The following is a 24789-nucleotide window of genomic DNA, read 5'->3' as shown; positions in this document are numbered from 1 at the left end:
TATTTTAGCATATAAAATTTGGATGATGAGTTAAAATTTATATAAATCCAATTTGACTTCTCAACATGTTGAAGACATGATACGAATTTACGAAGATGAGAGTCATATTCGTGATTACCAGACTCTTTCTATGCCAATTGGAACGTAAAAAAACAAGTCCCTACTTATGGTCATCATGCCATCGTTTCTTTGGCTGACATACTCAATGTCAAGATGGCAAATTTTTGTGCATGGAAGCAGTAAAGTGTAATGCACAGTCGTTTCAACAATTTTTAGAGTATGTTCTGTCTCAATATCCGGACAATCGGGTTGTCATGATTCTGACTGCTTGTTAACTTTGTCGACAAGCTGAAATGTTGCTAACAGCATTCTTAATTAGACGAAAAAATCTTTTTTCAATCTGATAATAGCATCCATTTTTGTTCCGTTTTCATTCAAGTTGTTCATTGTATATTCACTTTATATGTGTTTCCGAAAGGTACCGTCAAGAATTTTGTGTAATGTAAGATAGATAGGGTATCTCTGAAATGGATTTGGAATGGATAGGGAACCGGTTTCCTTCACACAGGAGACTGAATATTCAGTCTCTTGTGTGGAAAGGGAGAATCCCCTTATTTTGTTTATTTACAATACTTGGTTAACAATAACGTTCTTCAAACATTCGTTGAAGGGCTTCTTGCGCTTCGGCAAATCCTCGCAACTTTCGCCCTGCCCATTTCTCGTTAAAGTCCTGTATCGTCAAATATACGACTTTTTCAGCGGCTTCTAAACTGCTCAAACTGTTCATCGGTTTTAGGCGTTTCCGAATCTCCTTGATCGTTCGTTCGATGGCATTGGTCGTATAAATCACACTTCGAATACTGCTTGGATAGTCCATAAAGGTGAGAAGGACATCCAACTCATTGGCCCACGATTGGACTTCCCTTGGGTATTTGTGAGACCATTTGGATTGAAACTGTTGAAACATCTCCAATGCGATTTCTTTATTCGGAGAACGATAAATGAGTTTCAGGTCCTCCGCCATTTCGAATTGATCTTTTTTCCGAACACGGCTGAGGGTGTTGCGGACTTTGTGCACGACACAGCGCTGCACATCGGCTTTCGGATACACCGCCTTAAAGGCTTCCTCCAGCCCCGGAAGGCCATCGAAGACGCCAAGAAGCACTTCCTTGACGCCTCTTTTGTAGAGCTGTTGGAGAATCTCCTGCCATACATAGGCGCTTTCTTGTCCTCCTACGAAGAAATCAAGAATTTCACGATACCCTTCTTCGTTCACCCCCAATACCACATAAATAACTTCTTTCTCTACCGTATCCCGGCGAAGTTTCACGTACAAGCCGTCCAAATATAAGACCGAATAACGCTGGTGTAGTGGACGAGCGTGCCATTTCTCGATGTCTTCCTTCACGACATCGGTAATCCGGCTGATCGTCGCAGGAGAATAGGTGCTTCCTAGAATTCGTTCGATAAACTTGCCAATTTCACGCGTGCTCATGCCACTTTGGTACATCCTAATGATTGCTTCCTCCAGCCAGCCCGTGTGCCGTTGGTAAGGGGCAAACAACTGTGTTTGAAATTCCCCGTTTCGGTCTCTTGGAACCAAAAGACCCTCAATCCGGCCATATTGCGTATCTAGATTTCGCTGATAGTAGCCGTTTCTCATATTCGGCGTTCCAGCCTGTTCGATTTCGAGGAAATTTTTGATTTCTTCCCGCATAATCAGTTCTAATTTTTCTTTTACAAACTGACGAATGGCATTTTCCAGTTGATTTGCCCAGTCGACATTCGGTATACTTCTTTTAGACATAGGTAGGGTACTCCTTTCTCTGGAATGTGTTGTGGTCCAAATCAGAGAATACCCTACCTTTTTTCTTTTGTTCTAGCAAAATGCTTTACACAAAATTTTATACATCATCTTCCGAAACGCTCCAACATGAATCAACTAAGCTTAATGGGATAAATATAATTATTAGGAATAAAAAACAAAACATTCTGAATATATTGACTTGAAAGATTTTTTATTATATAATCTCCTCAACTTAGTTAGACTAACTAACTAAATACAAAACAAAATAGGGGGAATCTGATGAGTCTTACTTCGAGAAAAGCTAGTCCGAAACTTGTAAAGGCTATGAACAGGAAATTGATAATAGACGAATTAAAAAGGAATCCCCGTCAATCAAGAGCAGATATTGCTAAAAAAACAAAACTTAGTCGCCCTTGTGTTTCAGAACTTGTAAAAGAGCTGATTGAAGAGGGATTGGTTGTTGAGGTAGGAATAGGCACATCAACAGGTGGTAAACGCCCTATTTTGTTGGAGTATAATGCCAAATCGAACTTTGTTATAGGATCTGTAATAGAAGGTAACAGCCTGTCTATTATTCTAGCTGATATGAATGGTGACTGGGTAGATACAACAATTGAATATTTCCAAATTCCTACAAATGGATATTATATAATTAATTTAATTGAAAAAAGTGTTAAGACTTTACTAAAACAACAGCAAGTATGTGAAGAAGATATATTAGGAATGGTTATTGGTATTTCAGGCATTTCCCTAGGGTCAGATAAAAAGTTTGGGTTTTCACCTGAAGTTGATTGGTCAGATATTCATCTAAAAGAAGAAATAGAATCTCGGTTAGGGTTTCCAATTATCGTTGATAATGACGTGAATGTAATGACGATTGGGGAGTTTTATCAAGGGAATGAGAAATATATAAAGAATCTCGTTTATTTGTTTGTAGGCAATGGAATAGGGAGTGGTATTGTTATAGATGGGAAATTTTACAAAGGATTTCATTCTGCTGCGGGAGAAATAGGCTACATGATGATAGGTAATCAAATAGTAACTAAACCTAACATGGGAGTATTCGAGACAAACTACGGTTTGTTAGGAATGAGAAGAAAATTAGAGAATGAAGGCTTTAAGTTACCTGATTATCAGTCTCCTATACAGTTTTTGCAAGAAAACGAGTTAACTAATGAAAAGGCAAAGCAACTATTAGAAGAAGTTTTATATTACTGGGCTGTAGCCATTATCAATTTATCTAGTGTCCTCGATCCTCAGTTAGTAATCGTTGCTGGAGAAATGGAAAAGTTAAATCAAAAATCGTTATCCTATCTTGTAAGTATAGTAAATAAATACTTGCCAAAGTCGCCGGAAATTAAAATTACTTCTCTTGGTTCTAAAGCTGGCTTGTATGGAGCTGTTCATTTAGCTTTGGACAATTATAGCCATAATCAAGTCAGCTTTTAAATAAAATTTATTATTAAAAATGCAAGGGGGTAAAAATGTTGAGAGTAAGGAAATTTGCAGCAGTTTTTATTGCTTTGTTTATGCTATTAATGACTGCTTGTAGTGGAAACACAAGTAGTACGAATGAAGGGAGTGAAGATAAACAAAAAGGTGGAGAGGGAAAGCTAGTAATTTATACTGCACGTGATCAAACAGTAGTAGATAAAGTAATGGAGATGTTTAAAAAGAAATATCCGAATATTGACGTTGAAGTATTGACGATGGGGGCACAGCAAATTTTAGAACGAGTGCGTGCAGAAAAAGCAAATCCACAAGCAGATTTTTGGTGGGGCGGTACACAATCTGCACTTTCAGTAGCTGCTAAAGAAGATTTATTAGAGCCATATAAACCAAGTTTTGATAAATATATAAAACCGGAACATAAAGATCCAAAACATCGATGGTATGGTGAAATGCTGTTGCCGGAGGTAATTATGATTAATAGCGATGTTTTAACTCCGGAAACTGCTCCCCAAGATTGGGATGACCTTTTAGATTCAAAATGGAAAGATAAAATTCTTATTCGAGGTGTTCTCGCTTCTGGAACAATGAGAACTATCTATGCTTCCATGATTTATCGCCAAGATCCTAATGATCCAAAAAAAGGATATGAATGGCTGAAAAAATTAGACGCAAATACAAAAGAATATACTCAAGACCCGACTAATCTATATCTAAAATTGGCCCGTCAAGAAGGGATCATTTCTTTGTGGAATCTCCAAGATATTTTAATTCAAAAATACGAACATAATCAACCTTTCGATTATGTTTATCCAAAAAGTGGGGCTCCAATTCTTGTTGATGGAGTTGGGATTGTAAAAGGAGCGAAAAATAAAGAAAATGCAAAATTATTTTACGAATTCCTTTTTGATCCAGAAGTAAGATCTGTTTTAGCTAAAGACTTATACCAAATCCCAACAAGAACTGACATTTCTAAGGAAGAAATGCCAGATTGGTATAAAAAATTAGATTTAAAAACTTTTGAAATTGATTGGAATGTACTAGCAGAAAAAGAAGCGGAATGGATGCAATACTGGGACGAAAATATTAAAGGTAAAAACTAATTTTTTCATAAGTTTATGGAGCAGGGTGAAATTTTGCCCTGCTCTGTATACAAGAGGGGTGTGGAAGTTGAAAAGTGTGAAGTTGGAAAATGTTAGTAAATTATTTAGAACAAAAAAAGGAGTAGAAAATATCAATATTAATATAGCGCCAGGAGAATTTTTCACGCTCCTTGGACCCAGCGGTTGTGGTAAAACCACTACTCTTCGAATGATAGCAGGGTTTTATTTCCCTACAGAAGGGAGAATTTATTTCGATAATGAAGATGTTACATATGTTAATCCGGACAAAAGAAATATAGGGATGGTTTTTCAAAACTACGCATTGTTTCCTCATATGACTGTTTTTGAAAATATTGCTTTCGGACTTGAAGTAAGAAAAGTTCCTAAATCAGTTATTAAAGAAAAAGTGATACGTGCTCAAAAACTTGTTCATTTAGACGGATATGGAGATAGAAAAATTACAGAGCTTTCTGGAGGGCAGCAACAACGAGTTGCTCTAGCTAGAGCATTAGTCATTGAACCGAGTATTTTACTTCTTGATGAACCTCTATCGAACTTAGACGCAAAATTGCGTGAAGAAACAAGATTAGAAATTAAACGTCTGCAAGTTGAATTAGGTGTTACTACTATATATGTAACCCATGACCAATCAGAAGCGATGGCAATGTCTGACAGAATTATGGTTATGAAAGATGGCAAAGTGCAACAAATAGGCACTCCTCAAGACATTTATAATAGACCTGTAAATCATTTCGTTGCTTCTTTTATCGGAGAATCGAATATTTTAAATGGGGAAATTTTAGATATTGAAGGAGAATATGTTGTTATAAAAATAGAAGATGGAACGATTGTTAAAGGAAAAACAAATAATATATCTCCAAAAGCAAAATTAACAAAAAGAAGTTATGTAAACCTTTCTATTCGACCAGAAGCCATTTTAGTAGAGGATGGACCTAATTCTTTAAATGGAACAGTGGAATTTGTTGAATTTACAGGAGTAAGTATTAATTATATTGTAAAAATAAATAATCATATATTAAAGGTAATGGTTATTAATAAAGGTGAGAAAATTTTAGAAAGAGGAGACTCTATTTCGATACATATCCCTCCACAAAGTGTATACATTATCGGAGAATAAGAGAGGTGAGAAAATGAGCTCTCAAAAAATCAACAAATTGAAAAATAGCAAATGGGATAGATTAACACAATCAAAGTACTTTATTTACGTATTAATCTCACCGTTATTTTTAGTTTTATTAGCTTATGTTATATATCCGTTTTACCAAACTTTCTTACAAAGTATTTCAGGAGTTGATAATACATTTAGTTTAGAAAATTATAAGAAATTTTTTAGCATAGAGAGCAAAGCAAACTTAGAAGCTTTATGGACAAGCGTTTATATTTCTATTATTAGCGTAATAACATGTGCAATTGTTGGGGTTAGTATGGCTTTTCTACTTGAAAGATATGATTTCCCAGGAAGAAAAATATTATCTGTTTTAGTTCTTGTACCGATGGCATTGCCTCCATTAATCGGTGTATTGTCTTTTTGGTTTTTATACGGCGAAAGCGGTATTATACCAAGGGCGCTACAGGCTCTATTTCATTTGGATAAAGTTCCTTTTGCTTTGAAAGGAATTTTTGGTGTTATTGTTGTCCATACATTTACAATGTATACTTATTTCTATTTAACAGCTTCTGCTGCTATTAGAGATTTAGATCCCTCTTTAGAGGAGGCTGCTACTAGCCTAGGAGCTAAAAGAATTCATATATGGCGAAAAGTAATTTTGCCAATGCTAACTCCTGCTATGGTGGCGGCATCTCTGCTTGTATTTATGATATCGATGGCGTCATATACTGCTCCATTAATGTTTGGCGTAGAAAGAACAATGACTATGCAAATTTATCTTTCGAGGACAAATGGAAATTTAGATATGGCGGCAACACAATCGACCATTTTGTCTATTGTATCCATTTTATTTTTAATTACAATGAAATGGTATCAAAATAGGAGAAATTACCAAAATCAAAGTAAAGGTGTAGGAGTACATCGGAGAGAAGTGCGCACATCATGGATGAAATACATTTCTCTGATACTGTCAATGACTGGCGTTATTATTTTAATGTTACCTATTCTTGTAATTGTATTAATCTCATTTTCTGTAGATGGAGAATGGAGAACACAAATTATACCTACTGCATACACTTTTGACCATTATATCGCATTATTTACTGATGAGAAAACGTGGAGACCTATATGGAATAGTATTCAGATGAGTTTTATCGCGACTGTAGGAAATATTATTTTTGGTGTTGCTGCTGCTTATGCAATAGTTCGGTTTCAATTTAAAGGAAAAACATTGTTGGATATTTTAATTATGGTGCCTTGGGCATTACCTGGTACAGTGGTTGCGGTTAATTTAATCGCTGCTTTTAGCGAACCAAGTATTTTTAGCTTTAATCAAGTATTAATAGGGACTTTTTGGATATTGCCGCTTGCATATTTTGTGAGACATTTACCTTTGGTATTCCGTTCAACTTCTGCAAGCTTAATGCAAATGGATCAATCCATTGAAGAAGCAGCAAGGAGTTTAGGCGCAAGTTGGTGGTATACATTTCGACGGATTGTTTTACCTTTAATGATGGGAGGAATTTTAGCGGGTACTTTATTGGCGTTCGTCGAGGGAATTGGTGAATTTGTTGCATCTATTCTAATTTATAGTACTTCGACGATGCCTTTATCTGTAGCTATATTTCAAAAAATGTATGCGTTTCAATTCGGAACAGCATGCGCTTATGGTGTACTACAAATATTGCTCATTATGATTGTACTATTCATATCACAAAAATTAACTGGCGGCAAAGCTGGATCCGTTATATGAAACGGGGGATAGAAAGTGAGAGCTACTGATATACACGGTAGAGACTTTAATAAACTAATTCAAGCTGACTTTGCGGTTGTTCCGCTAGGAAGTTTTGAGTACCACGGTCCACATTCTCCATATGGAACAGACATTATTTTAGCTGATGGCTTTGCAAATAAAATCGATTCTAGTTTTAATGCTGTCATTTATCCGACAATTCCTTTCACGGCATGTCCTGGAAAAACAGCGAAATATCCTGGCACTATTTCCATTCGCCCTTCTGTTATTCAAGAATACTTGATTGATGTGTTAGAGGGAATTTTAAAACAGGGAATTTTCAATATTATTTTGTTAAATGCTCACGATGGGAATATAGGAATTTCACGGACTGTTGCTGAGTATGTGACTGCCAATTATAAGGATGCTAGTATTCTGTTAATAAATTGGTGGCAGATGGTTGAAATTGATAAAGCGGAGGAGCTAGGGTTCATTAATACGAAGGGCAGAGGACACGGAGGACCTTATGAAATGTCAGCAACTAAAGCTTTCCGACCGGATCTTGTTCATATAAAGAATGAGGATCGTGAATTTAAAGAAAATTCTTTATTATCTAAATTACCGTATGTTTTAGTTGAAGGATCTCCAAATTCTTGGGACGGATATACAGGGATGATTCAACAAACGTCATTAGAATCGGGAAATAAAATAGTTGAAGAGGCAATAAACAATATGAAATCACTAATAAAAAATTGGTTAATACAAGTAAAGAATAAGAAAGGAATGGAATCATGAAGACATCACTTCGTGAGCAGTTAATTGCAAAAGAAGGAGAAACTTTTCCATCTAAAACATATATGGAGTTAGTTTTAGAGCCTGCTTATAACGAAGCAAAAGTGCATTTTTTAGAACCAATGATTCAAATTCATCTGGCACATCTAATTATGCTTGTAGATGTTGGATTAGTTACTAAATCGGATGCAATAAAAATTATTAAAGGGATTAATAACCTAAAGATAGATGAAATAAAAAAAAGTAAGTATGAGCCAAAATTTGAAGATTTGTTTTTTAAAATTGAGAAACTGCTTATTGAATCAGTAGGAGATATAGCTGGTAACCTACACATAGCCAGAAGTAGAAATGATATGGGAATTGCAATATATCGTATGACACTAAGGAAAAAAATTTTAGAGCTTTTAGAAAGTAGTCTTCTACTTAGAGAAGTTTTAATACAATTGACAAAAGAACATATAGACACAATAATGATTGGTTATACTCATACGCAACAAGCTCAGCCAACTACATTAGCTCATTATTTTAATGCAATGACCGATATGCTTACAAGAGATATTCAGAGATTACAATCTGCTTTTAAAACAGTAAACAGAAGTAGTATGGGATCTGCAGCTTTAACTACGTCAGGTTTTAAAATTAATAGAAAACAAGTTCAACGTTTATTAGGTTTTGAAGAGATAATTGATAATGCATGGGATGCAGTAGCTGGGGCTGATTATATTGCAGAGACCGCCACAGCTGTACAACTATCGGCATTAAATTTAGGAAGGTCGATTCAAGATTTTCTGCTTTGGGCAACTCAAGAATTTGATGTTTTCACATTAGCTGCTCCTTATGTTCAAATTAGTTCCATTATGCCTCAGAAGCGAAATCCTGTATCCATTGAGCACATGAGATCGCTGTTATCTAGTGTGGCAGGAGACTCACAAACAGTCCTATTAATGCTACATAATACTCCGTTTGGAGATATTGTTGATACAGAAGATGATATGCAGCCATATATATGGAGAGCCATTCATAAGCTACAAGGCATATACCATTTATTGTCCAGTGTTTTAATAACTATGGAAGTAAATAAAGAAAAGCTGTTCAATCGAGCAAAAGAAAGTTTTGCCAACGTAACGGAATTAGCAGATTCTATTGTCAGAAATGATAAGTTGTCATTCCGTCAGGCTCATCAAGTTGTGAGTTTGGTTGTAAAAGAACTCGTTCAAAATGAACAACCAATATCTTCACTTACATTAGATTTATTGAATAAGCATGCAATTGAAGTTGTTGGAAGAAAATTAAAATTAACTCAAGACCAACTAAATAAATCTATTAATCCAATTTATTTTGTTCATGTTCGCGCTTTAGAGGGAGGACCAAGCCCTGAAAGAATGAAAATAGCTATTGAACAAAGATGGAAAGAACAAGAAAGTTTGCGAGAGTGGATAGAAGAAAAGAAAACTTTACTTTATAACGCAAACAAAGAGATAGAAACAATTATCAAGAAATGGATGGAAGATAATGAATAAACAAGTTTATCCCTTGCTAGCTGTTGATGGTGGCGGTACAAAAACAATAGCTGTGATTACTAATTATGAAGGTGAAATTTTAGGAAAGGGAAATGGAGCAGCATCAAATTATCAAGTAGTAGGTCAAGATATAGCTCTTCAATCTATTCAAATGGCAGTGCAAGAAGCACTCAAATCGATTAATCAATCTTTACTTTCATGTCCCTTATATTTTAAAAAGGCAGTATTCGCCTTAGCCGGTATAGATACAAAAAAAGACAAGATTATTGTAAATGATATTGTACAGGAAGCTATAAGCAGTTTGTCAATAGAGGTTAATCATATGGTAGTTGAAAATGACTGCCTTGCAGCTTTGTTGGGGGTTACACCAAAAAACCCTGGAGCGTTACTTATTTCCGGTACAGGATCAATTGTTTATGCGCATAATGGTAAGGGAAAAATTGTCCGTGTAGGCGGTTGGGGGCATCGGGTAGGGGATGAAGGAAGTGGATATTGGATAGGGAAAGAAGCCATTCGTTCAGTTCTAAAAATGTATGATGGTCGTGAAAAGAACACCATTCTTGCTCGATTACTGCTTCAACATTTCCAATTTAATTCCTTAGAGGATTTATACAATTGGGTGTATAGCGAACATTACTCAGTAGACGATGTAGCTGCTTTGACAATGGTAGTGGAACAGGGATTGAATCAAGGAGATGAAGTAAGTCAAAAAATATTAGATCAAGCTTCTTATGAACTAGAAAAGCTCCTATTAGTTGCTATATCTCATGTTATAGAAGAAACAGACAATAACTTTTCATTAATTTTACAAGGGGGTGTTTTACAAAATAATTCCTATATTCGTAATAAGATATTGAAAAGTTTAAAAAGAAGGTATCCGAATTTTAATCTTCTCAGTACCCACAGGGAACCAATCTATAATATTATTCAATGGGGTTTGCAAGATGAAGATTGCTGGGAGTTTTAAACAAGTTACGATAAAATGTGTCTTTACTGTCTACTATGATTGTTAAAAGTAAAAAGTGCTTCTTAATATTTGAAAGGGGGTGTATTTTTTGGTAATTCAATAAACATCTCTACGTATTGTAGAAATCGTTTTATAACTTATATGTTGCGATGTAATAGCGGTTTATTAGCAAGGAAAGCATAAATCATTTGGGGGAGAGGAAAATATGAAAAAATTTATATGTATTCTTCTCACAGTTTTATTGTTTGTTCCTTTTATACCACTGGATATTAATGCGGAACAATTGGAACAACCAGATGTTGAATTATGGAATGCTGTAACACCTTTGAAAACAACTGTTACGTTCTTAAATGTTGGAGCACATCCAGATGATGAGAGAAGCGACTTCCTTGCGTATTTGTCCAGAGGACTTGGTGTGAAAACAGCTAGTTTGATTGCAAATCGTGGCGAAGGGGGGCAAAACGAAATTGGAAATGAACTAGGAAATGCATTGGGAATAATTAGAACACGAGAAATGATAGAAGCAGCTAAAATTACGGGGGTAAAGGCATACCATCTTAGTGAGACAACGTCAGATCCCATTTACGATTATGGATTTGAAAAGACACCTGAAGAAACTTTGAAAAAATGGGGTGAACAGTTAACGTACGAGCGTTTGATTAAATTTATTCGTACTTACCAGCCCGACATTGTAATGCCATCTTTTCGCGATGTAAATAGCGAGCACGGACATCATCGAACGATGACAATCCTTAGTGAGAGGGCATTTAAAGATGCAGCTGATCCTAGCGTTTTTCCAGAACAATTAAAAGAAGGACTAAAACCATGGCAAATTAAGAAATTTTATTTACCTGCCTATTCAAAAGAAGATGCGACTACGTCTATCGAAATTGGTATATATGATCCGATTTATGGTATGACCTATCCGCAATTGGGGGAACAGTCACGCTATATGCATAAGAGTCAGGGGATGGGAAGAGATATTCCAGCTGAACCTAGACAAATTTATTTGGAGTTAGTCCATTCATCAGTGGATGATAAAGGGAAAAACGATCTTTTTGCAGGAATTCCTTATAACTTTAAAGAATGGTCTGAACTTCTCCCGAAAACAGCAAATGATTTAAAAGTTCGCCTCACACACCTCCAACAAGAGCTAGATTCTATCGTTGCAGCATATCCCGATCGACATACTGTATTTAACAAATCCCAAAAAGCTTTGAAAGATGTTCGGAATATACAAAGAAAAATCCAAAACTCGAAACTGAAGGAAAATATAAAGAATGATTTACTCCATAAACTAAGGATTAAGGAAGAACAGTTACAAGTTGTCAGTTTTGTATCTTCTAGTATTAAGGTAAAAGCTACTGCTGCTTCGAATATCTTAACAAAAGGTCAACAAACTACAGTGTCTGTTGAAATTAAAAATAATGGAAAAGAAAAGATAAATCATCTAGATGTTTCCTTAATTGTTCCTGACGGATGGAAAGTTAGTTCGCATAGCAAACATTTAACATTATTTCCTGGAAAAACTATAAATAAAGAGTTTACTGTGATTGTACCAGAAAATGCGGAGTACTATCATGCCTACAAAGATCCTGTTATTCGAACAAAGATTCAATTTGAAGAAAATGGAACAAAAACAGAGCAAATTCAGGAGTTAGAAGGGACCGTTGCTGTATTACCAGATATTAGCTTGACATTAGACCCTGAAAATATAGTCGTTAATACAGCTGATATTCAAGATGAGATACCAGTTACTGTTAAAGCAAAAAATTATTATGAAGGAAAATTAAATGCATCTGTCTCTTTAAAAATACCAAAAGGGTGGACAGTTAGTCCTCGTCAAGCAAATGTTACATTAGATAAAAAGCTGGATGAAAAGGAAGTTACATTTACTCTCGTACCACCACGGGATATACAAGATGGGAAGTTTGATATTGAAGTAATAGCTAGCGTAAAAGGAAAATTATACAATTCTACTATTCAAGAAATTAGCTACGATCATATAGGGACTTTTTATTATCAATATCCGTCAAACATTTACGGAGTTGCCTTTGAGCTTTTAAAGCCAGATGATCTAAAAATAGGATATATTGAAAGTGGATTTGACAAAGTTGCTGATTATCTCATCAATGTAGGATTTAATATTACCAAACTGACATCAGAAGATTTAGCCACAGGAGATTTAAGTCAATATGATACCATTATTACAGGGATACGGGCATACTTATCACGTGATGATTTATATAAATATAACGACAGACTTCTCGAATATGTAAAGAATGGTGGGCATTTAGTCGTTCAATATCATAAACCTAGCGACCGCTGGGATCCTTTAAAAACAGCACCGTACAAACTGGTAATTGGAGATCCTTCTATTCGTTGGAGGGTTACTGATGAAAATGCAAAGGTAACGATAACACAACCAGATTCCCCTTTGTTCCATTATCCTAACGAAATTAAAGATAGTGATTGGAATAATTGGGTACAAGAACGAGGATTGTATTTTCCAATGGAATGGGATTCAAGATTTGAAACATACGTAAGTATGGCTGATCCAAATGAAAATCCATTTGAAAGTGGAATTTTAATAGCAAGATACGGGGAAGGAACGTATGCTTATACTAGCTTAGTATTTTATAGACAAATTCAAAACCAAGTACCGGGAGGTTATCGAATATTTACTAACTTAATTAGTTACGGAAAAAGTCAAAAGTAAATTTACACAATAATAAATTACCATAGGCAATTATGCTGCGATCTCCTACAAGTAGACGGTCAAAAAGACATTGTGATGTTCTTGAGAGTCTGCTTGGGAGGCGATTTTTTTCGATTGTCATCATACATGCATGCACCGATTATAAACGAAACAAGAATAATATTTGGCGGCATGATATAATGGAAACAAAAAGCAAATGGAGTGAAGGCGCGGTGAAAACTCCAGAGTTTCCAAATCACAACTACACGTATGAAGATTATCTGAAATGGGACGGACAATGGGAATTGATTGACGGTGTGCCATATAGTATGGCTCCTTCTCCTTCGTTTACCCATCAATATATCATCGGTGAGCTTTATGCGGCGTTGCGGGATTATTTTCAACAACAAGGATGCATAGTGGTCATGGCACCGTTTGATGTCATATTCGCTTCAAATCTTGATGACAAATCTGTGAAAAATGTGGTGCAGCCCGATATTTCCGTTATTTGTGATCGAGAGAAAATCACAGAAAAGGGATGCGTAGGCGCACCTGACTTAATCGTAGAGGTGTTGTCTCCGAGTACGGCGTTAAAAGACCGAAATGAAAAATACAAATTATATCAACGGTTTGAAGTAAAAGAATACTGGATGGTTGACCCGCTGCATCGAACTATCGAGGTGTACGGATGGCATAACGGAGTATATGAAAAAAGGGAAGTATTTGGAGAACAAGATGTGCTAGTTTCTTTTCTGCATCCAGACTTAAAGATTTGCCTAAAAGATGTGTTTCAACGGTTATAATAAACACGTATAAGCGCACATGTTTAGGCGAATTATGGAAACAAACACCCCCATCTGTTCGGTGATGGGGGCAAATTCACGTGGAAAGAATACGGAAGCCACATAGCTGGAGGGGTTATTGTTGCTGGGAGAGCTTGCGGATTTTTCGGTCATGTTGGGCGATTTTGGCTGAGTGGAAATCGACGGTTTCTTGTGTTTCAATAATTTCGATGCGCAAGTTGTCGATTTTGTTTCTAATCGGATGAACCTCTCCCACCTACATTTCATAGAGAGGTGGAAGTTTCTTACCATCTCCACCAAAGAAGCTTCTGCGCAGAAGAAGGCGGTCTCCTTCTACTCGATGAATGCATCGGAAGCCTTCTTCATGGGTCCAGTAAGCAACATCGGCATCACACCGATGGGGCGGTCCAACCCTTCTACTACTTCTTGCTTACGCAATCCGTAGATACGTCAGCTTCGTTTGTACGTTCCAATGCACAAAGGTGTTATGCAGCGCCTTGCTTAAGATATTTCTCGCGCCGTGAACGTCACGATGCTCCTCATAACCACACCGGCACACAAACAGGCGGGAAGATGCTTTTTTTCTCTTTTGGCAGACAGGACATGTCTGGCTCGTATACGACTCCTCGATTTCATGCAAGCGAATGCCATGTTGGGCCAGCTTATAAGCGAGATACCGCTTTACTTTCCCGAATGACCAATTCGAGAGCTTTTGCGCTTGTTTGCGGCTTGTCCGCTTTTTCTTTCTCGTGTTCCGCTGAACCCCGTCGACGTTTCCGATATACACATCGGAGGCGGGCTGCTTTAAGCACCAATCGACAAACTGTTTCGTTGTTTTATGCAGCGCATCCCGCAGCTGTCTTTCGGATTTCGACAACACATATTGCTTCGCCCGCTCATACTTTTTCCAACGGCGTGATCCTTTTTGGCATTTCGATTGGCGCCGCTGGATCTCCGCCAGTTTTTTATTCCGCAGCCGGTGAAGGGAGCGTATTTTTCTTCCGGTGATGAGGAGGGCTTGACCGTTTTCGCAAAACGCTCCGATCGTATGCACTTCCCCAAGATCGACTCCGACGGCTTTCCCTGGTTCATAATCTTTGGTTTCTTGCCCATCTTCATACGTCACAGCCAAATAAAGACCATGATCGAAGCAGCATTCGATTTCTTTGATGGTTCCCTTGGGCAGACGCGACGCATACACGACAATTGGCTTTTCTCGTTTTCCATGATGAATGCCCATCGACAGTTTGATTTTTCCGTTTTCGTAAACCTTGAAACCGTCTTTCGCCCATTTCGTTGGGAAGTACTTCTTTTTCTTATAGGGATAACGTGCAGGATGTCCTTGTTGGATTGTGTGGTGAGCAGATTGTCTTGCGAAGAGGTATTTGTGGCAGACGGCTTGAATCGATTGGCTGTGAAGATGGAACTTTCTTTTCGTTTGTTTTTGCAGCTCGCTTTTGGTAATCCAGCACCCATGTTGGAGAAAATGTTCTTTGGCTAAGCGGAGGCATTCATTCCAAACACGGGCGGATTCGCGATTGCAGGCATACAATCGGTCCAAATCCGCTTTGGATGCACGGAAGAACACTTTTTGGCCCCGAAGCATGAGCATTCCCTTCTTTCATTGTTTGATGGTTCTATTATAGCACATATGTTCGTTTTTTGGGAATCAAAAACTTCCCGATTCCTCTCCCTCCTTCACTCCGTTTAGAGGAAGGGAGACTTCTCGGGAAAAATGTTAAATCGTTCGTTCATTTCATTTTCCAGCCGATCGATTCTGCCTTCCAACCGGTCGTCCATCTCTTGTATCCGCTTGTCTATTTCCACAAACTTTCTTCTAAATTCACCATTCATCGCTTCGACTTTTTTATCTATTGCTTCAACCTTTTTGTCTAATGCTTCGACTTTTTTGTCTAATGCAGCGATTTGCGAGCGAAAATCAGATGCATGCAGATCGAGCGCCTTTAAAATTTCTTTTAACATCGTTTGTTGTTCCACGTCATTCACCTCCTCACTAAACAGTATAACCCGATCATATAGACAAGAAAAGACAAAAAGGTGTAGGGCAGAAGCCTAATGCATCTGTCTTTTTGTTACTATCCCCTATAAGTAGACAGCAAAAAAGACATTGGATATGATGTTCTTGAGCGTCTGCTTTTATGGAGAAGAAAAGTTCAAATTTTTTTATTTGTCTAAAAGACACGTCTCAACAGTTATAATATGATTGTTGCTTATTTACTAATGGATGCTTCTTATTTTTTAAAAATGATGATAAGGAGAAAAGAAATGAAAGTAGGAAGAAACGATCCTTGCTCTTGTGGAAGCGGGAAAAAGTATAAAAAGTGTTGTATGAAAAAGGATGCTGTTGTAGAAATCCGAAAAGTGAGGGAGGAGCGCTTTTTTCAATTAAAAAATGAGTTATCGGAAGAAATTTACCAATTTTTAGAGCGGTCGTTGCCTTTTTCGGAAAAACTGCGCGCGGAAACAGTGTTCGATCAAAAAATAAACTCAACACAAAATGGTGATATGTTTGGACCTTTGTTTCGTCTTTGGTATTTATTTTTCCATCGATTTGACAACGGATTGCGCGGAGTCGAATGGTTTTATCAAGAGAAAAAAACTGGTTTAAAGGCGGAGAAAGCGCGATTGCTTGAAACATGGGTATCACTTGTCCCACGCCTTATTCAAATTGTAGATATGGATGACAATGGAATAACGGTGGAAGATGCGTTTACGCACGAACGGTTTCATATGCCGTTTTGTGAAACGATGAGTAAGCCTATTCCGTGGGGAGGAACGTTTTGTCTGCTTGAGCCATTCGGCGAAGGTTATTATGTTCATGGTGTGGCAATTATTGAAGGACCACGTGGAGTCAAGCGCGCATATGCAAAGATCAACGAATTGATGTCAGAAACGAGACAATCATATGAACAAATCGCGATGACCTGCTTTTTAGAAATTGTGAATGAATTAATGGATCCGTATGATTTTCGGCATCGCGAAATGACAAAAATTGATGAAGTGACATTGCATTATGAAGTGGATGATGGAAAAAAGCTGGTTCATTCTTTAGAAAAACAAGACGTCGTTATCGTGGATGAACAGAAAGGAAAAATAACAAAGTTAAGTTTTGCAGGCAAACAGTATATATATGAGGACAATCTAGCTTCAAGTCCGGTGTATATGCGCGAAGTGTTAGGATTTATAGAAATCAATAAACACCACCTAAAGTTTGTGACTTTTTTGCCAGATGCGGTGGAATCGTTTATAAAAGTGATGGAGAAAGCGGGATCTGTTGCCCGTTTTATCAAAAAAACGGTACGCAAATTGGACGCGCCGAAAAACGTCGAATTTCGCTCTTATGCGATGCAGTTAGGAGAAAATGTACCGCTTTATTTTGGCGCACTGGCGAATCAGACGCTAGATATTTATCAGTCATTGCACACTCCGCAAGAGGAATGGGACGGGAAAACCGTGATGCAAATGGCAGAACAAGGGAAAAAAGAAGAAGTCGAGCGATGGCTGCAAGAACGCGAGTATATTAGTTTTATGAACGCCGAGCGGCTGGAATGTCCGGTTACGGTTGATTTTAATACAATTCGCCGGGAGTTTGATCTTCCTTTATCTCCATTTGTCACATTAGGGGAAAAACGAATGACGCGATTGCTGGAGAAGCAGCGAACAGACGAAATGGAACAATATGATCAATATGACATGCCGCTTGAATGGATGGATTCTTTCTTTGGAAAGGATATAGCGGAGTTTTTTATCGAAAAAACGAGAGGAAAATCAGAAGCAACGGTATCGAAATATGGAACAGGGCTATCCATTGTCGCCCAATATTTGTTACAGTCTCGTCTTTCGTCATGGACAAGCATCACAAAAGACCATTGGCAGCAATGCATCGTTTATCATTATTTAGAAATGAACGGTGATGCGAGCATCAATCAAGCGAAGTCGTTTTTCAGCACGGTAAAAGCGTTGGCAAAGTGGATTGACGCGCGATATGGAACGAATCATGATAAAACGGTTCGATCCATCATCCAGACGGTGGAAGAAGAGATATATGACGCGATTCGTTTGCTTGATTTATACGTTCCGTATACAACGAGAAAATACCATTATTGGTTACAGGAAATAGAAAGAGATGTAGTTGAAAACGCATTAGCGAACCATCAAGTAAGCGGTCTGTTTCAAATTACCGATGTTTCCGCTGCGACGATGAGATGTAAACATGCAGAAAGCGGAAAGCAATATACGATATCCGTCACTTCATTTGTTCGTTCTTATGCGAAAGCAGGGATGATCATTCGCGGAAACATTGTCAAAACGGCAAATTCTGGCCGTTGGAAATTCATCTATGTGTCACGGGTGTTCCCAAAAGAGGCGGGGCAGTATTTGAGTTGAAAATGGAGTTTGCTTCAAGAATAGAAAAGATTGCTTAGTTGGTTGACGGACAGTGATAGGCACTGTCCGTCTTTTTCCAATCAATAGAGAGCCGTCGATGCAATTGGAATGGAGCGGCTCTCTTTTCATGTGAGATTGATAGGGAGTGCGTGTTTTAAATTGTTATTCCAAACTATCGCGATATTGATCTCGGATTAATGTCGTAAGGCCAATATTGTCTAAATAACGGACAGGACATAGGAATGTGACAGTGACGACTCCTGGGTGTCTGCCGATTTCGATCGCGCCGGTGATCGTTGCGCGGTTCATCACTTCAGGGACGGAAATGCCTAACACATTCGCCGCTCTTTGTAATCCGTTTTCCGTCGCTTCATTCAAGTTTGCGCCTGTTCCGATAAAGGAAATCGGAAGGGATTCTTCTAGCTTTTTCACGCCCCATGTTTGCGCGAGGTCAAGCGCAATTTCTTTTTCTTTTTTCGTTATTGGCTTTGCTAAATACGGAAGATCTTCTTCGACAGGAAGAAGGATCGGACCTTCAATCGTTAAACCTTTAATCACTTTTACTTGAAGCGTGACGATACCAGCTACATCTGTTGTATGTCCCGCGATTTCCCCATCTCCTTGCATGGCGTGCATGTCACCGAGATAAACGCCGCCGCCCGGCACTTTCACAGGGCAGATCAAGACGGCGCCTTCCCGCACGCGATTAATATCCATATGTCCGTCTGTGCGGTCTTCAAGCTGTTCTTTGGTGATCCCGTATTCATGCGGGGCATCAACGAGAAACTGCCCGAAGTCCCCTGCGTTGTGCGAGTCTGGAAACGGCCGTGCCGGCGTTGTGCCAAGTTGTCCAAGGAAAGGTCGAAGTCTGGCGACAGTTCCGACTAAATCGTGAGGTGCAAAAGTGACGATCGGGTTTTGCACCGAGTTGTCAGGGGTCGCCATGTAATAGCGCCCTTGTTGGGCGATATGTTCTGCCGCTTCTTTATGCAGCGTGATGCCGACTTTTTTATTGGAATCAAACGCCATCGTATAACCGTTCGCAAACACAAATGGAGTGACGTCCGCGCCGCAATTGGCGCAACGAATTGCTTCTTGGCCTATTCCTTCTATTTTTGTCTCTGGATACATCGTTCCGCATTCAGGACATTTCACGGCGACAAATGGGTCTCCTACAAATCTTCCTTCCATCGGCTTATCATTTCCGGAGGACGTAGCAATGGAAGTGACGCGGATCGATTTAATTTTGATCGCGATCGCGTCTCCCACTTCTGCGCCTTCTACGAAAACAGGCTTTGTGACTTCATGGCCGCCGCGAATACAAGGAGTGATCATCGGTCCCCAGCATCCAGGGGCCGTATTGGCCACAATATATCCGCCATCTTGCACAGGACCTAGCATTTCACCGTTAGGATCTAAAATTCCGTTCGTGAACTCGTTGACAAATACGGTTTGTTTCGCTTCCATCGCTTTCCATTCCCTTCATGATAAATATTTTCTATGCAAATTATAAGAGATAATAGAAAGCGATTTCAAACAAACAGCTTGATAATTCCAAAAATAACTCAATAGATTGACTAATCAGTAATTATCATAAAAAATATAATATTATGAATATTGGTAATTTTACGTATAATATTGTATAATTCGATTTTAGAAGGGGGGAAATGGAAAAGAAGTGAATTTTCTTGACCATATTATTCGTTTTACTGGTCCGTTCAATTTGACGGGCTTGCCAGCTGTAACGGTACCGTGCGGTTTTGCACAAGGTCTTCCTATAGGCATGCAAATAGTCGGCCCGGCCTTCCAAGAAGGAAAAATATTAAACATTGCCGACGTGTTTGAAAAGCTGCATCCAGAGTTAAAACAAAACCCGATTGCTCTTAAACAGTAAGAAAACGGCCTTCCCTTTCCGATGGGAGAGGGGAGGTTTTTATGTATGGATGGATATCCCCGAATAACGTGAAGCAGGGGTAATGCAACACGACTTGGACAACAAAAATATTTTGACCAGCAGGAATAATTTTGTTATCGTTAAGACAAGAATATGGAAAAATTTTGAGGGGGATGTCTTGTGAGCGAATTCAAAGCGTTAGTAGTAAATAAAACCGAAACAGATTTTACCGTCAATGTACAAACTGTTTCCATGGATGACCTTCCAGAAGGGGATGTCTTGATCAAGGTCCAATATTCCAGCGTCAACTATAAAGACGGATTGGCGTGCATCCCCGATGGCAAAATTGTGAAAACGTATCCGTTTATCCCGGGGATTGATTTGGCTGGTATTGTCGTTTCTTCGAGCGATCCACGTTTTAAAGAAGGAGACGAAGTCATTGCGACTGGCTATGAAATTGGGGTGTCGCATTACGGAGGATACAGCGAATACGCCCGTATTCCTGGAGATTGGCTCGTCCCGCTTCCAAAAGGATTGACATTAAAAGAGGCAATGGCTTTAGGAACAGCTGGCTTTACGGCGGCACTATCGATTCACCGCTTGGAGGAAAACGGCCTGTCCCCGGAAAAAGGGAAAGTGCTTGTAACCGGGGCAACCGGCGGTGTCGGCAGTTTGGCGGTTTCGATGCTGGCAAAACGGGGCTATGAAGTGGTCGCAAGCACTGGCAAAGAAACAGAGCATGAATATTTGCGCGAGCTTGGCGCGAAAGAAATTCTTTCCCGAGAAGATGTATGTGCCGAGAAGATCCGCCCGTTAGATAAACAACAATGGGCAGCGGCGGTGGACCCTGTCGGCGGGAGAACACTTGCGACTGTTTTAAGCCGCATCCAATATAATGGCGCCGTGGCAGTCAGCGGGCTGACAGGCGGCACGGACGTTCCAACAACCGTTTTCCCATTTATTCTTCGCGGTGTAAGTTTATTAGGCATTGATTCGGTCTATTGCCCAATGGAGTTAAGAAAGCAAATTTGGGAACGAATGGCCAGCGATTTAAAACCGGATAAACTATTAGAATCGATTGCGCAGGAAGTTACTCTCGAACAGCTTCCTGAGGCGTTATCGAATATTTTAAAAGGCAAACTACGCGGAAGAACGGTGGTAAAACTATCATAATGGTTAACCATTCGAATTATAAAACCCTATTCCGAGGATTCGGACATAGGGTTTTTTATTTTGGATTGAACGTGTGATCGGCCTGTTAGAATGTGGGAAATACCATCGTACCTGTTCAAAATAAGAAAAAACCCCGGCAAGACTCAAAGCGATAAACAAAAGGAGTGTAACAACCGGTTGTTGTATCCCTTTCTTTATCCATTGCATCTGATACACGCTCCCCTGAAAAGTGCTCCTCACTTACAGTAATAAGCATGGAAGAAAAGGCATTATTTTTTCTTTTTTAACAATCCGATCCCCAGCGCAATTAAACCGGTCGCCAGTAACACCGCTCCGACATAAGCCAAATAAATAAAAGCATTTGGTTTTGTCGCATTTGGTGAAATCACTGAAAAGAAAAATGCGGCTGGAAGGAATATAGCTGACGTCGGTATACTGGAGCGAATAAATCGTTTCCAACCATCAGATAAGCCCGTTTCATCAACATACCTCAAGGTAATTAATGATAAAACCAATAAAACACCTGCATGGGCATGGCCGGCTCGAAATAAATCCTGTCGGAGGGGATTCTCCACATATCCGGATCCAGGGTCTGTTAACAGCAGCAGTAAGCTAACTCCACCATATAGAACGGTTGGTAAAATAATTAGTAAAAGACCTGCCATACGACGCGACTCGCTACTCATTGCTTATCTCCCCCAAAAACCTAAAAAGTTCTATGCTCCATAACGCGGAGTATGAGAAATGGTAAGCGACAATTGTTTTATAAGTTGGTCAAGTCCTAATTATCGTGTAAAATTCCACTCTCAGTTTAGTGAACTTGGGTCACCGGAAAATAAAATCGCTTTTTGCTGTTTTCTTTTTACACAATTTCCGGAACTTAATCGGCCATTGTACCACTCTTCTTTCGTTTTTATTAAATTTTCAAGCGTAAATTACGCATTTCTTCTTTCTACCAAATTAATGCCAAGCCCCATCAATACGATTCCCATAAAAAATAAAATGCTGATTGGATATAATAAATCGCCGATGGAATTTCCATAAACCGCTGCTCCTTTTAAGAGTTCCATGCCGTAAGTAACAGGGACGAATTTAGAGAGAGCCAATAAAATTTTAGAGGAGACGATTTCCAAAGGCCAGTACGCTCCGCCGATCATCGCCATGCTAACCGATACAATCGAAATAATCGCTCTAAACTGTTGCTCGTTGTTCACAAGTCCTGTTAGAAAAATAGATAACGCAACAAGCGCGAAAACATAAGGGACTAATAACAAAAGTGTTTCTGCGAATTTTCCATGAAAATCGACGCCGATTCCAAAATGAAAGACAGAGAATATGAGCGCCACTTGAATATATCCGACTACAAAACTATATAATAAATTACTTGTATATATTTCCCATTTTTTTAACGGCGAAAGAATCATGCGATCCCATATTCGTTCTCTTTTTTCGACGAGGATTTGGAGAACGTTAAAAGCAATCGTGTAAATGACAAAATATAAAGAGAATCCAAATATTGGCTGCAATTGACTATCAATCATAACCGGTTTTTCTCCGTGGAAACTTTTCTTTTCAAAAGTAAAAAGGGGCTGTTCCTTTGCTTCGTTTAGTATCTTTTTGACCTCTTCCGCGCGCATATTCGAATGCGTAGAGGCATGTTCGATGATGGCTTTCGTTTGCATATGATCTACATATACTTTTTGAACATATTGACGAATAAAGTTTACATTTGCCGTCTCTGATGAAATGATTAAACGAAAATCATTTTTTTCTAGCTCTACTCCCGCTTCGACTTTTCCTTCACTCACAAGCTTGCGAACTTCGTTTTGATCCGTCAGTTCAAAGTCAAACAAATCAGAATGTTGGAGAGCACGAAATATTTCGTTCGTTTCCTTTTTAGGAAGATGGCTGTAGACAGGAACTTTTACTTTGCTTTGATTTGCTGTTCCTATGATAAAAGCCATTAAAACGCAAATGGCGGTCATAATAATAAACATCCATGGTTTGCGAAGAAAAAGGCGAAGTTTTGCTATTAAAATGCTACTCATGATAATTCCCCCTTTTTTGGGAAGGTGAATACGGCTGCTATTATCATCGTCATGCTAAATAAGCATAAATACAAAATCGAACCGGTGACTTCTGCCAAACCATACCCCTGAAGTATTTTTAAATACGCTGTCATCCCTGAACCGTTAGGGGTAAGATTTCCAAGTGTATGAATCCAGCCTGATAGTTGGTTCGAAGGAAAAAAACTTCCTCCGAGAAGCGAAAAAACGGTAACAACGATACTTGCAAAAAAGTTTGACATATGTTCTGAATTCAATCGGTAATTTAAGGATGTTAACAAAACGGATAATCCTCCAACAGCAAAACATAGGGCAAGAGTTACTGCAAAAAAGGCAGTAATATGAGGCCATCTAATGTGATAGATGATCGAAGTGACCCCATACAGCAAACTTAGCTGTAAAAACGCAAGAAGTACAGATGAGATAAAAATCCCTATCATGTAAGACCATTTCGATACATTGGCAAGCAATATTCGGTTAAACACATGAAGTTGTTTTTCTTGAAATGCATAAGAACCGATATTTGATGCAATATATAAGACAAACATGACACTCATTCCCACCATATAATAAGTAACGGCATTAATAGGTTCTCTCTTTGTGACCGTTTCGACTTTGCCTTGGACATGGACGGCGGGCATGCTAAATGAACTGTTTAGCAAGCCTGATTTTCCGAGAGCAGAAAAAGTGGAGTAGCGCTCTTGAAATGTTGTGACTATATCTTCTACTATTTTCGATGAGACTTCCTTTTGCTCATTTGTGTAGAAGGAAAGCGTTGGTTGTTGCTTTTTTCCTAGAAAGACGCTTTGTAGAACCGAATACGTAAATTGTTGAGGAATCTCGATCATCGCTGTGTAGCTTTTATCTTTCCTAATTTTTTCGAGTTCAGATGGCTTTGCCGTCACTAGCGTGATATATGGTTTTAATTCTTTAGAACCTAATACATCGTTTTTTAATGCAGCAACGGGAAGCATTTGTTTTGCTGCGTTCGTCATCATTTGCTTCTGTTCAGGTGGTATGCCTAGATTTTCTAAATCATGAACAAATTTTTGTAAATCTGCTTGTTCGTTTCCTCTCTCAATGAGAGCGACTTTTGCGCGAAAGGCAGGAGCGTCATTCTTCATTATGTTTCCGAGCGCTAAGCCTAATATCGTAATTAAAAGAAACGGCATTCCAAGAAGAACAAGCAATTCATGCCGGTTTCGAATAAACAATAGGAGCTGCTTCTTTATAAATTGTCCAATCATCG

General features: G+C 38.6%; 18 protein-coding genes and 1 pseudogene. 12 read left to right on the top strand and 7 right to left on the bottom strand.

Annotated features, from left to right (window positions below; translation table 11 throughout):
* Nucleotides 1-637 precede the first annotated feature (637 nt).
* On the bottom strand, nt 638-1807 hold the full coding sequence (locus tag QSJ37_RS04660) for an IS256 family transposase (protein WP_008880572.1): 1170 nt from the start codon (nt 1805-1807) through the stop codon (nt 638-640).
* A 279-nt stretch (nt 1808-2086) separates the two neighbouring features.
* Between QSJ37_RS04660 and QSJ37_RS04655 the strand changes: the two genes are divergently transcribed.
* The 9 genes from QSJ37_RS04655 to QSJ37_RS04615 all read left to right on the top strand — a co-directional run bounded on the left by QSJ37_RS04655 (nt 2087) and on the right by QSJ37_RS04615 (nt 14000).
* Nucleotides 2087-3256: an ROK family transcriptional regulator gene (locus QSJ37_RS04655; RefSeq protein ID WP_205423878.1), complete on the top strand. Its 1170-nt coding sequence runs from the start codon at nt 2087-2089 to the stop codon at nt 3254-3256.
* A gap of 35 nt (nt 3257-3291) precedes the next feature.
* Entirely contained in the window at nt 3292-4359 is a 1068-nt protein-coding gene (locus tag QSJ37_RS04650; protein ID WP_205423877.1) for an extracellular solute-binding protein, read from the top strand.
* Nucleotides 4360-4426: 67 nt separating this feature from the next.
* Nucleotides 4427-5497: an ABC transporter ATP-binding protein gene (locus QSJ37_RS04645; protein WP_205423876.1), complete on the top strand. Its 1071-nt coding sequence runs from the start codon at nt 4427-4429 to the stop codon at nt 5495-5497.
* Nucleotides 5498-5510: 13 nt separating this feature from the next.
* Nucleotides 5511-7241 (top strand): ABC transporter permease, encoded by a 1731-nt coding sequence (locus QSJ37_RS04640; RefSeq protein ID WP_205423875.1) that lies wholly within the window; start codon nt 5511-5513, stop codon nt 7239-7241.
* A gap of 15 nt (nt 7242-7256) precedes the next feature.
* Nucleotides 7257-8015, top strand: coding sequence for a creatininase family protein (locus QSJ37_RS04635; protein ID WP_205423874.1), 759 nt, complete (start codon nt 7257-7259; stop codon nt 8013-8015).
* Nucleotides 8012-9532 carry an argininosuccinate lyase gene (argH, locus tag QSJ37_RS04630; RefSeq protein WP_205423873.1) on the top strand — a complete coding sequence of 507 codons (1521 nt, stop codon included), beginning with the start codon at nt 8012-8014 and terminating at the stop codon, nt 9530-9532. Before QSJ37_RS04635 ends, argH begins: the two co-directional genes overlap by 4 nt.
* Nucleotides 9525-10499: an N-acetylglucosamine kinase gene (locus QSJ37_RS04625; protein WP_285754110.1), complete on the top strand. Its 975-nt coding sequence runs from the start codon at nt 9525-9527 to the stop codon at nt 10497-10499. The genes argH and QSJ37_RS04625 overlap by 8 nt, the downstream gene beginning before the upstream one ends.
* A 205-nt stretch (nt 10500-10704) precedes the next feature.
* Entirely contained in the window at nt 10705-13218 is a 2514-nt protein-coding gene (locus QSJ37_RS04620; protein WP_205423871.1) for an NEW3 domain-containing protein, read from the top strand.
* A 179-nt stretch (nt 13219-13397) separates the two neighbouring features.
* Nucleotides 13398-14000, top strand: a complete 603-nt coding sequence (locus QSJ37_RS04615) for a Uma2 family endonuclease (protein ID WP_015863648.1) — start codon at nt 13398-13400, stop codon at nt 13998-14000.
* Between the two features lie 430 nt (nt 14001-14430).
* On the opposite strand, the gene QSJ37_RS04610 is transcribed toward QSJ37_RS04615, so the two are convergent.
* The gene (locus tag QSJ37_RS04610; RefSeq protein ID WP_285754106.1) at nt 14431-15606 is read right to left on the bottom strand and encodes an RNA-guided endonuclease InsQ/TnpB family protein; all 1176 of its coding nucleotides are present in this window, start codon (nt 15604-15606) and stop codon (nt 14431-14433) included.
* A 101-nt stretch (nt 15607-15707) separates the two neighbouring features.
* On the bottom strand, nt 15708-15998 hold the full coding sequence (locus QSJ37_RS04605; protein WP_285754104.1) for a hypothetical protein: 291 nt from the start codon (nt 15996-15998) through the stop codon (nt 15708-15710).
* A gap of 288 nt (nt 15999-16286) precedes the next feature.
* On the opposite strand from QSJ37_RS04605, the gene QSJ37_RS04600 reads away from it, so the two are divergent.
* Entirely contained in the window at nt 16287-18407 is a 2121-nt protein-coding gene (locus tag QSJ37_RS04600) for an SEC-C metal-binding domain-containing protein (protein ID WP_285754102.1), read from the top strand.
* Nucleotides 18408-18569: 162 nt separating this feature from the next.
* On the opposite strand, the gene QSJ37_RS04595 is transcribed toward QSJ37_RS04600, so the two are convergent.
* On the bottom strand, nt 18570-19874 hold the full coding sequence (locus QSJ37_RS04595) for an acetamidase/formamidase family protein (RefSeq protein WP_285754100.1): 1305 nt from the start codon (nt 19872-19874) through the stop codon (nt 18570-18572).
* Nucleotides 19875-20073: 199 nt separating this feature from the next.
* Between QSJ37_RS04595 and QSJ37_RS04590 the strand changes: the two are divergent.
* Together QSJ37_RS04590 and QSJ37_RS04585 are read left to right on the top strand one after the other, a co-directional pair.
* Nucleotides 20074-20301: pseudogene (locus QSJ37_RS04590) on the top strand (amidase family protein); the annotation flags it as partial.
* Nucleotides 20302-20481: 180 nt separating this feature from the next.
* Complete coding sequence (locus QSJ37_RS04585) at nt 20482-21474, top strand: NADPH:quinone oxidoreductase family protein (protein ID WP_285754097.1); 993 nt, start codon at nt 20482-20484, stop codon at nt 21472-21474.
* A gap of 269 nt (nt 21475-21743) precedes the next feature.
* Here the strand turns inward: QSJ37_RS04585 and QSJ37_RS04580 are convergent, their stop codons facing one another.
* The 3 genes from QSJ37_RS04580 to QSJ37_RS04570 form a co-directional block, all read right to left on the bottom strand.
* On the bottom strand, nt 21744-22160 hold the full coding sequence (locus QSJ37_RS04580) for a hypothetical protein (RefSeq protein ID WP_285754095.1): 417 nt from the start codon (nt 22158-22160) through the stop codon (nt 21744-21746).
* A gap of 249 nt (nt 22161-22409) precedes the next feature.
* A complete protein-coding gene (locus QSJ37_RS04575; RefSeq protein ID WP_285754093.1) occupies nt 22410-23522 on the bottom strand; it encodes an ABC transporter permease in 1113 nt (370 codons plus the stop codon).
* On the bottom strand, nt 23519-24787 hold the full coding sequence (locus tag QSJ37_RS04570) for an ABC transporter permease (RefSeq protein ID WP_285754091.1): 1269 nt from the start codon (nt 24785-24787) through the stop codon (nt 23519-23521). Before QSJ37_RS04570 ends, QSJ37_RS04575 begins: the two co-directional genes overlap by 4 nt.
* Between the last annotated feature and the right edge of the window lie 2 nt (nt 24788-24789).

This window comes from Parageobacillus sp. G301, assembly GCF_030268025.1.
GTDB lineage: Bacteria > Bacillota > Bacilli > Bacillales > Anoxybacillaceae > Parageobacillus_B > Parageobacillus_B toebii.
Note: the sequence above shows the minus strand (reverse complement) of the source record. Positions and strands in the feature narration are given on the sequence as shown.

Bases quoted from the DNA above. Each gene is read 5' to 3' on its own strand.
- QSJ37_RS04660 (WP_008880572.1), bottom strand. From the start codon at position 1,807: ATGTCTAAAAGAAGTATACCGAATGTCGACTGGGCAAATCAACTGGAA.
- QSJ37_RS04655 (WP_205423878.1), top strand. From the start codon at position 2,087: ATGAGTCTTACTTCGAGAAAAGCTAGTCCGAAACTTGTAAAGGCTATG.
- QSJ37_RS04650 (WP_205423877.1), top strand. From the start codon at position 3,292: ATGTTGAGAGTAAGGAAATTTGCAGCAGTTTTTATTGCTTTGTTTATG.
- QSJ37_RS04640 (WP_205423875.1), top strand. From the start codon at position 5,511: ATGAGCTCTCAAAAAATCAACAAATTGAAAAATAGCAAATGGGATAGA.
- argH (WP_205423873.1), top strand. From the start codon at position 8,012: ATGAAGACATCACTTCGTGAGCAGTTAATTGCAAAAGAAGGAGAAACT.
- QSJ37_RS04625 (WP_285754110.1), top strand. From the start codon at position 9,525: ATGAATAAACAAGTTTATCCCTTGCTAGCTGTTGATGGTGGCGGTACA.
- QSJ37_RS04620 (WP_205423871.1), top strand. From the start codon at position 10,705: ATGAAAAAATTTATATGTATTCTTCTCACAGTTTTATTGTTTGTTCCT.
- QSJ37_RS04615 (WP_015863648.1), top strand. From the start codon at position 13,398: ATGGAAACAAAAAGCAAATGGAGTGAAGGCGCGGTGAAAACTCCAGAG.
- QSJ37_RS04610 (WP_285754106.1), bottom strand. From the start codon at position 15,606: ATGCTTCGGGGCCAAAAAGTGTTCTTCCGTGCATCCAAAGCGGATTTG.
- QSJ37_RS04600 (WP_285754102.1), top strand. From the start codon at position 16,287: ATGAAAGTAGGAAGAAACGATCCTTGCTCTTGTGGAAGCGGGAAAAAG.
- QSJ37_RS04595 (WP_285754100.1), bottom strand. From the start codon at position 19,874: ATGGAAGCGAAACAAACCGTATTTGTCAACGAGTTCACGAACGGAATT.
- QSJ37_RS04580 (WP_285754095.1), bottom strand. From the start codon at position 22,160: ATGAGTAGCGAGTCGCGTCGTATGGCAGGTCTTTTACTAATTATTTTA.
- QSJ37_RS04575 (WP_285754093.1), bottom strand. From the start codon at position 23,522: ATGAGTAGCATTTTAATAGCAAAACTTCGCCTTTTTCTTCGCAAACCA.
- QSJ37_RS04570 (WP_285754091.1), bottom strand. From the start codon at position 24,787: ATGATTGGACAATTTATAAAGAAGCAGCTCCTATTGTTTATTCGAAAC.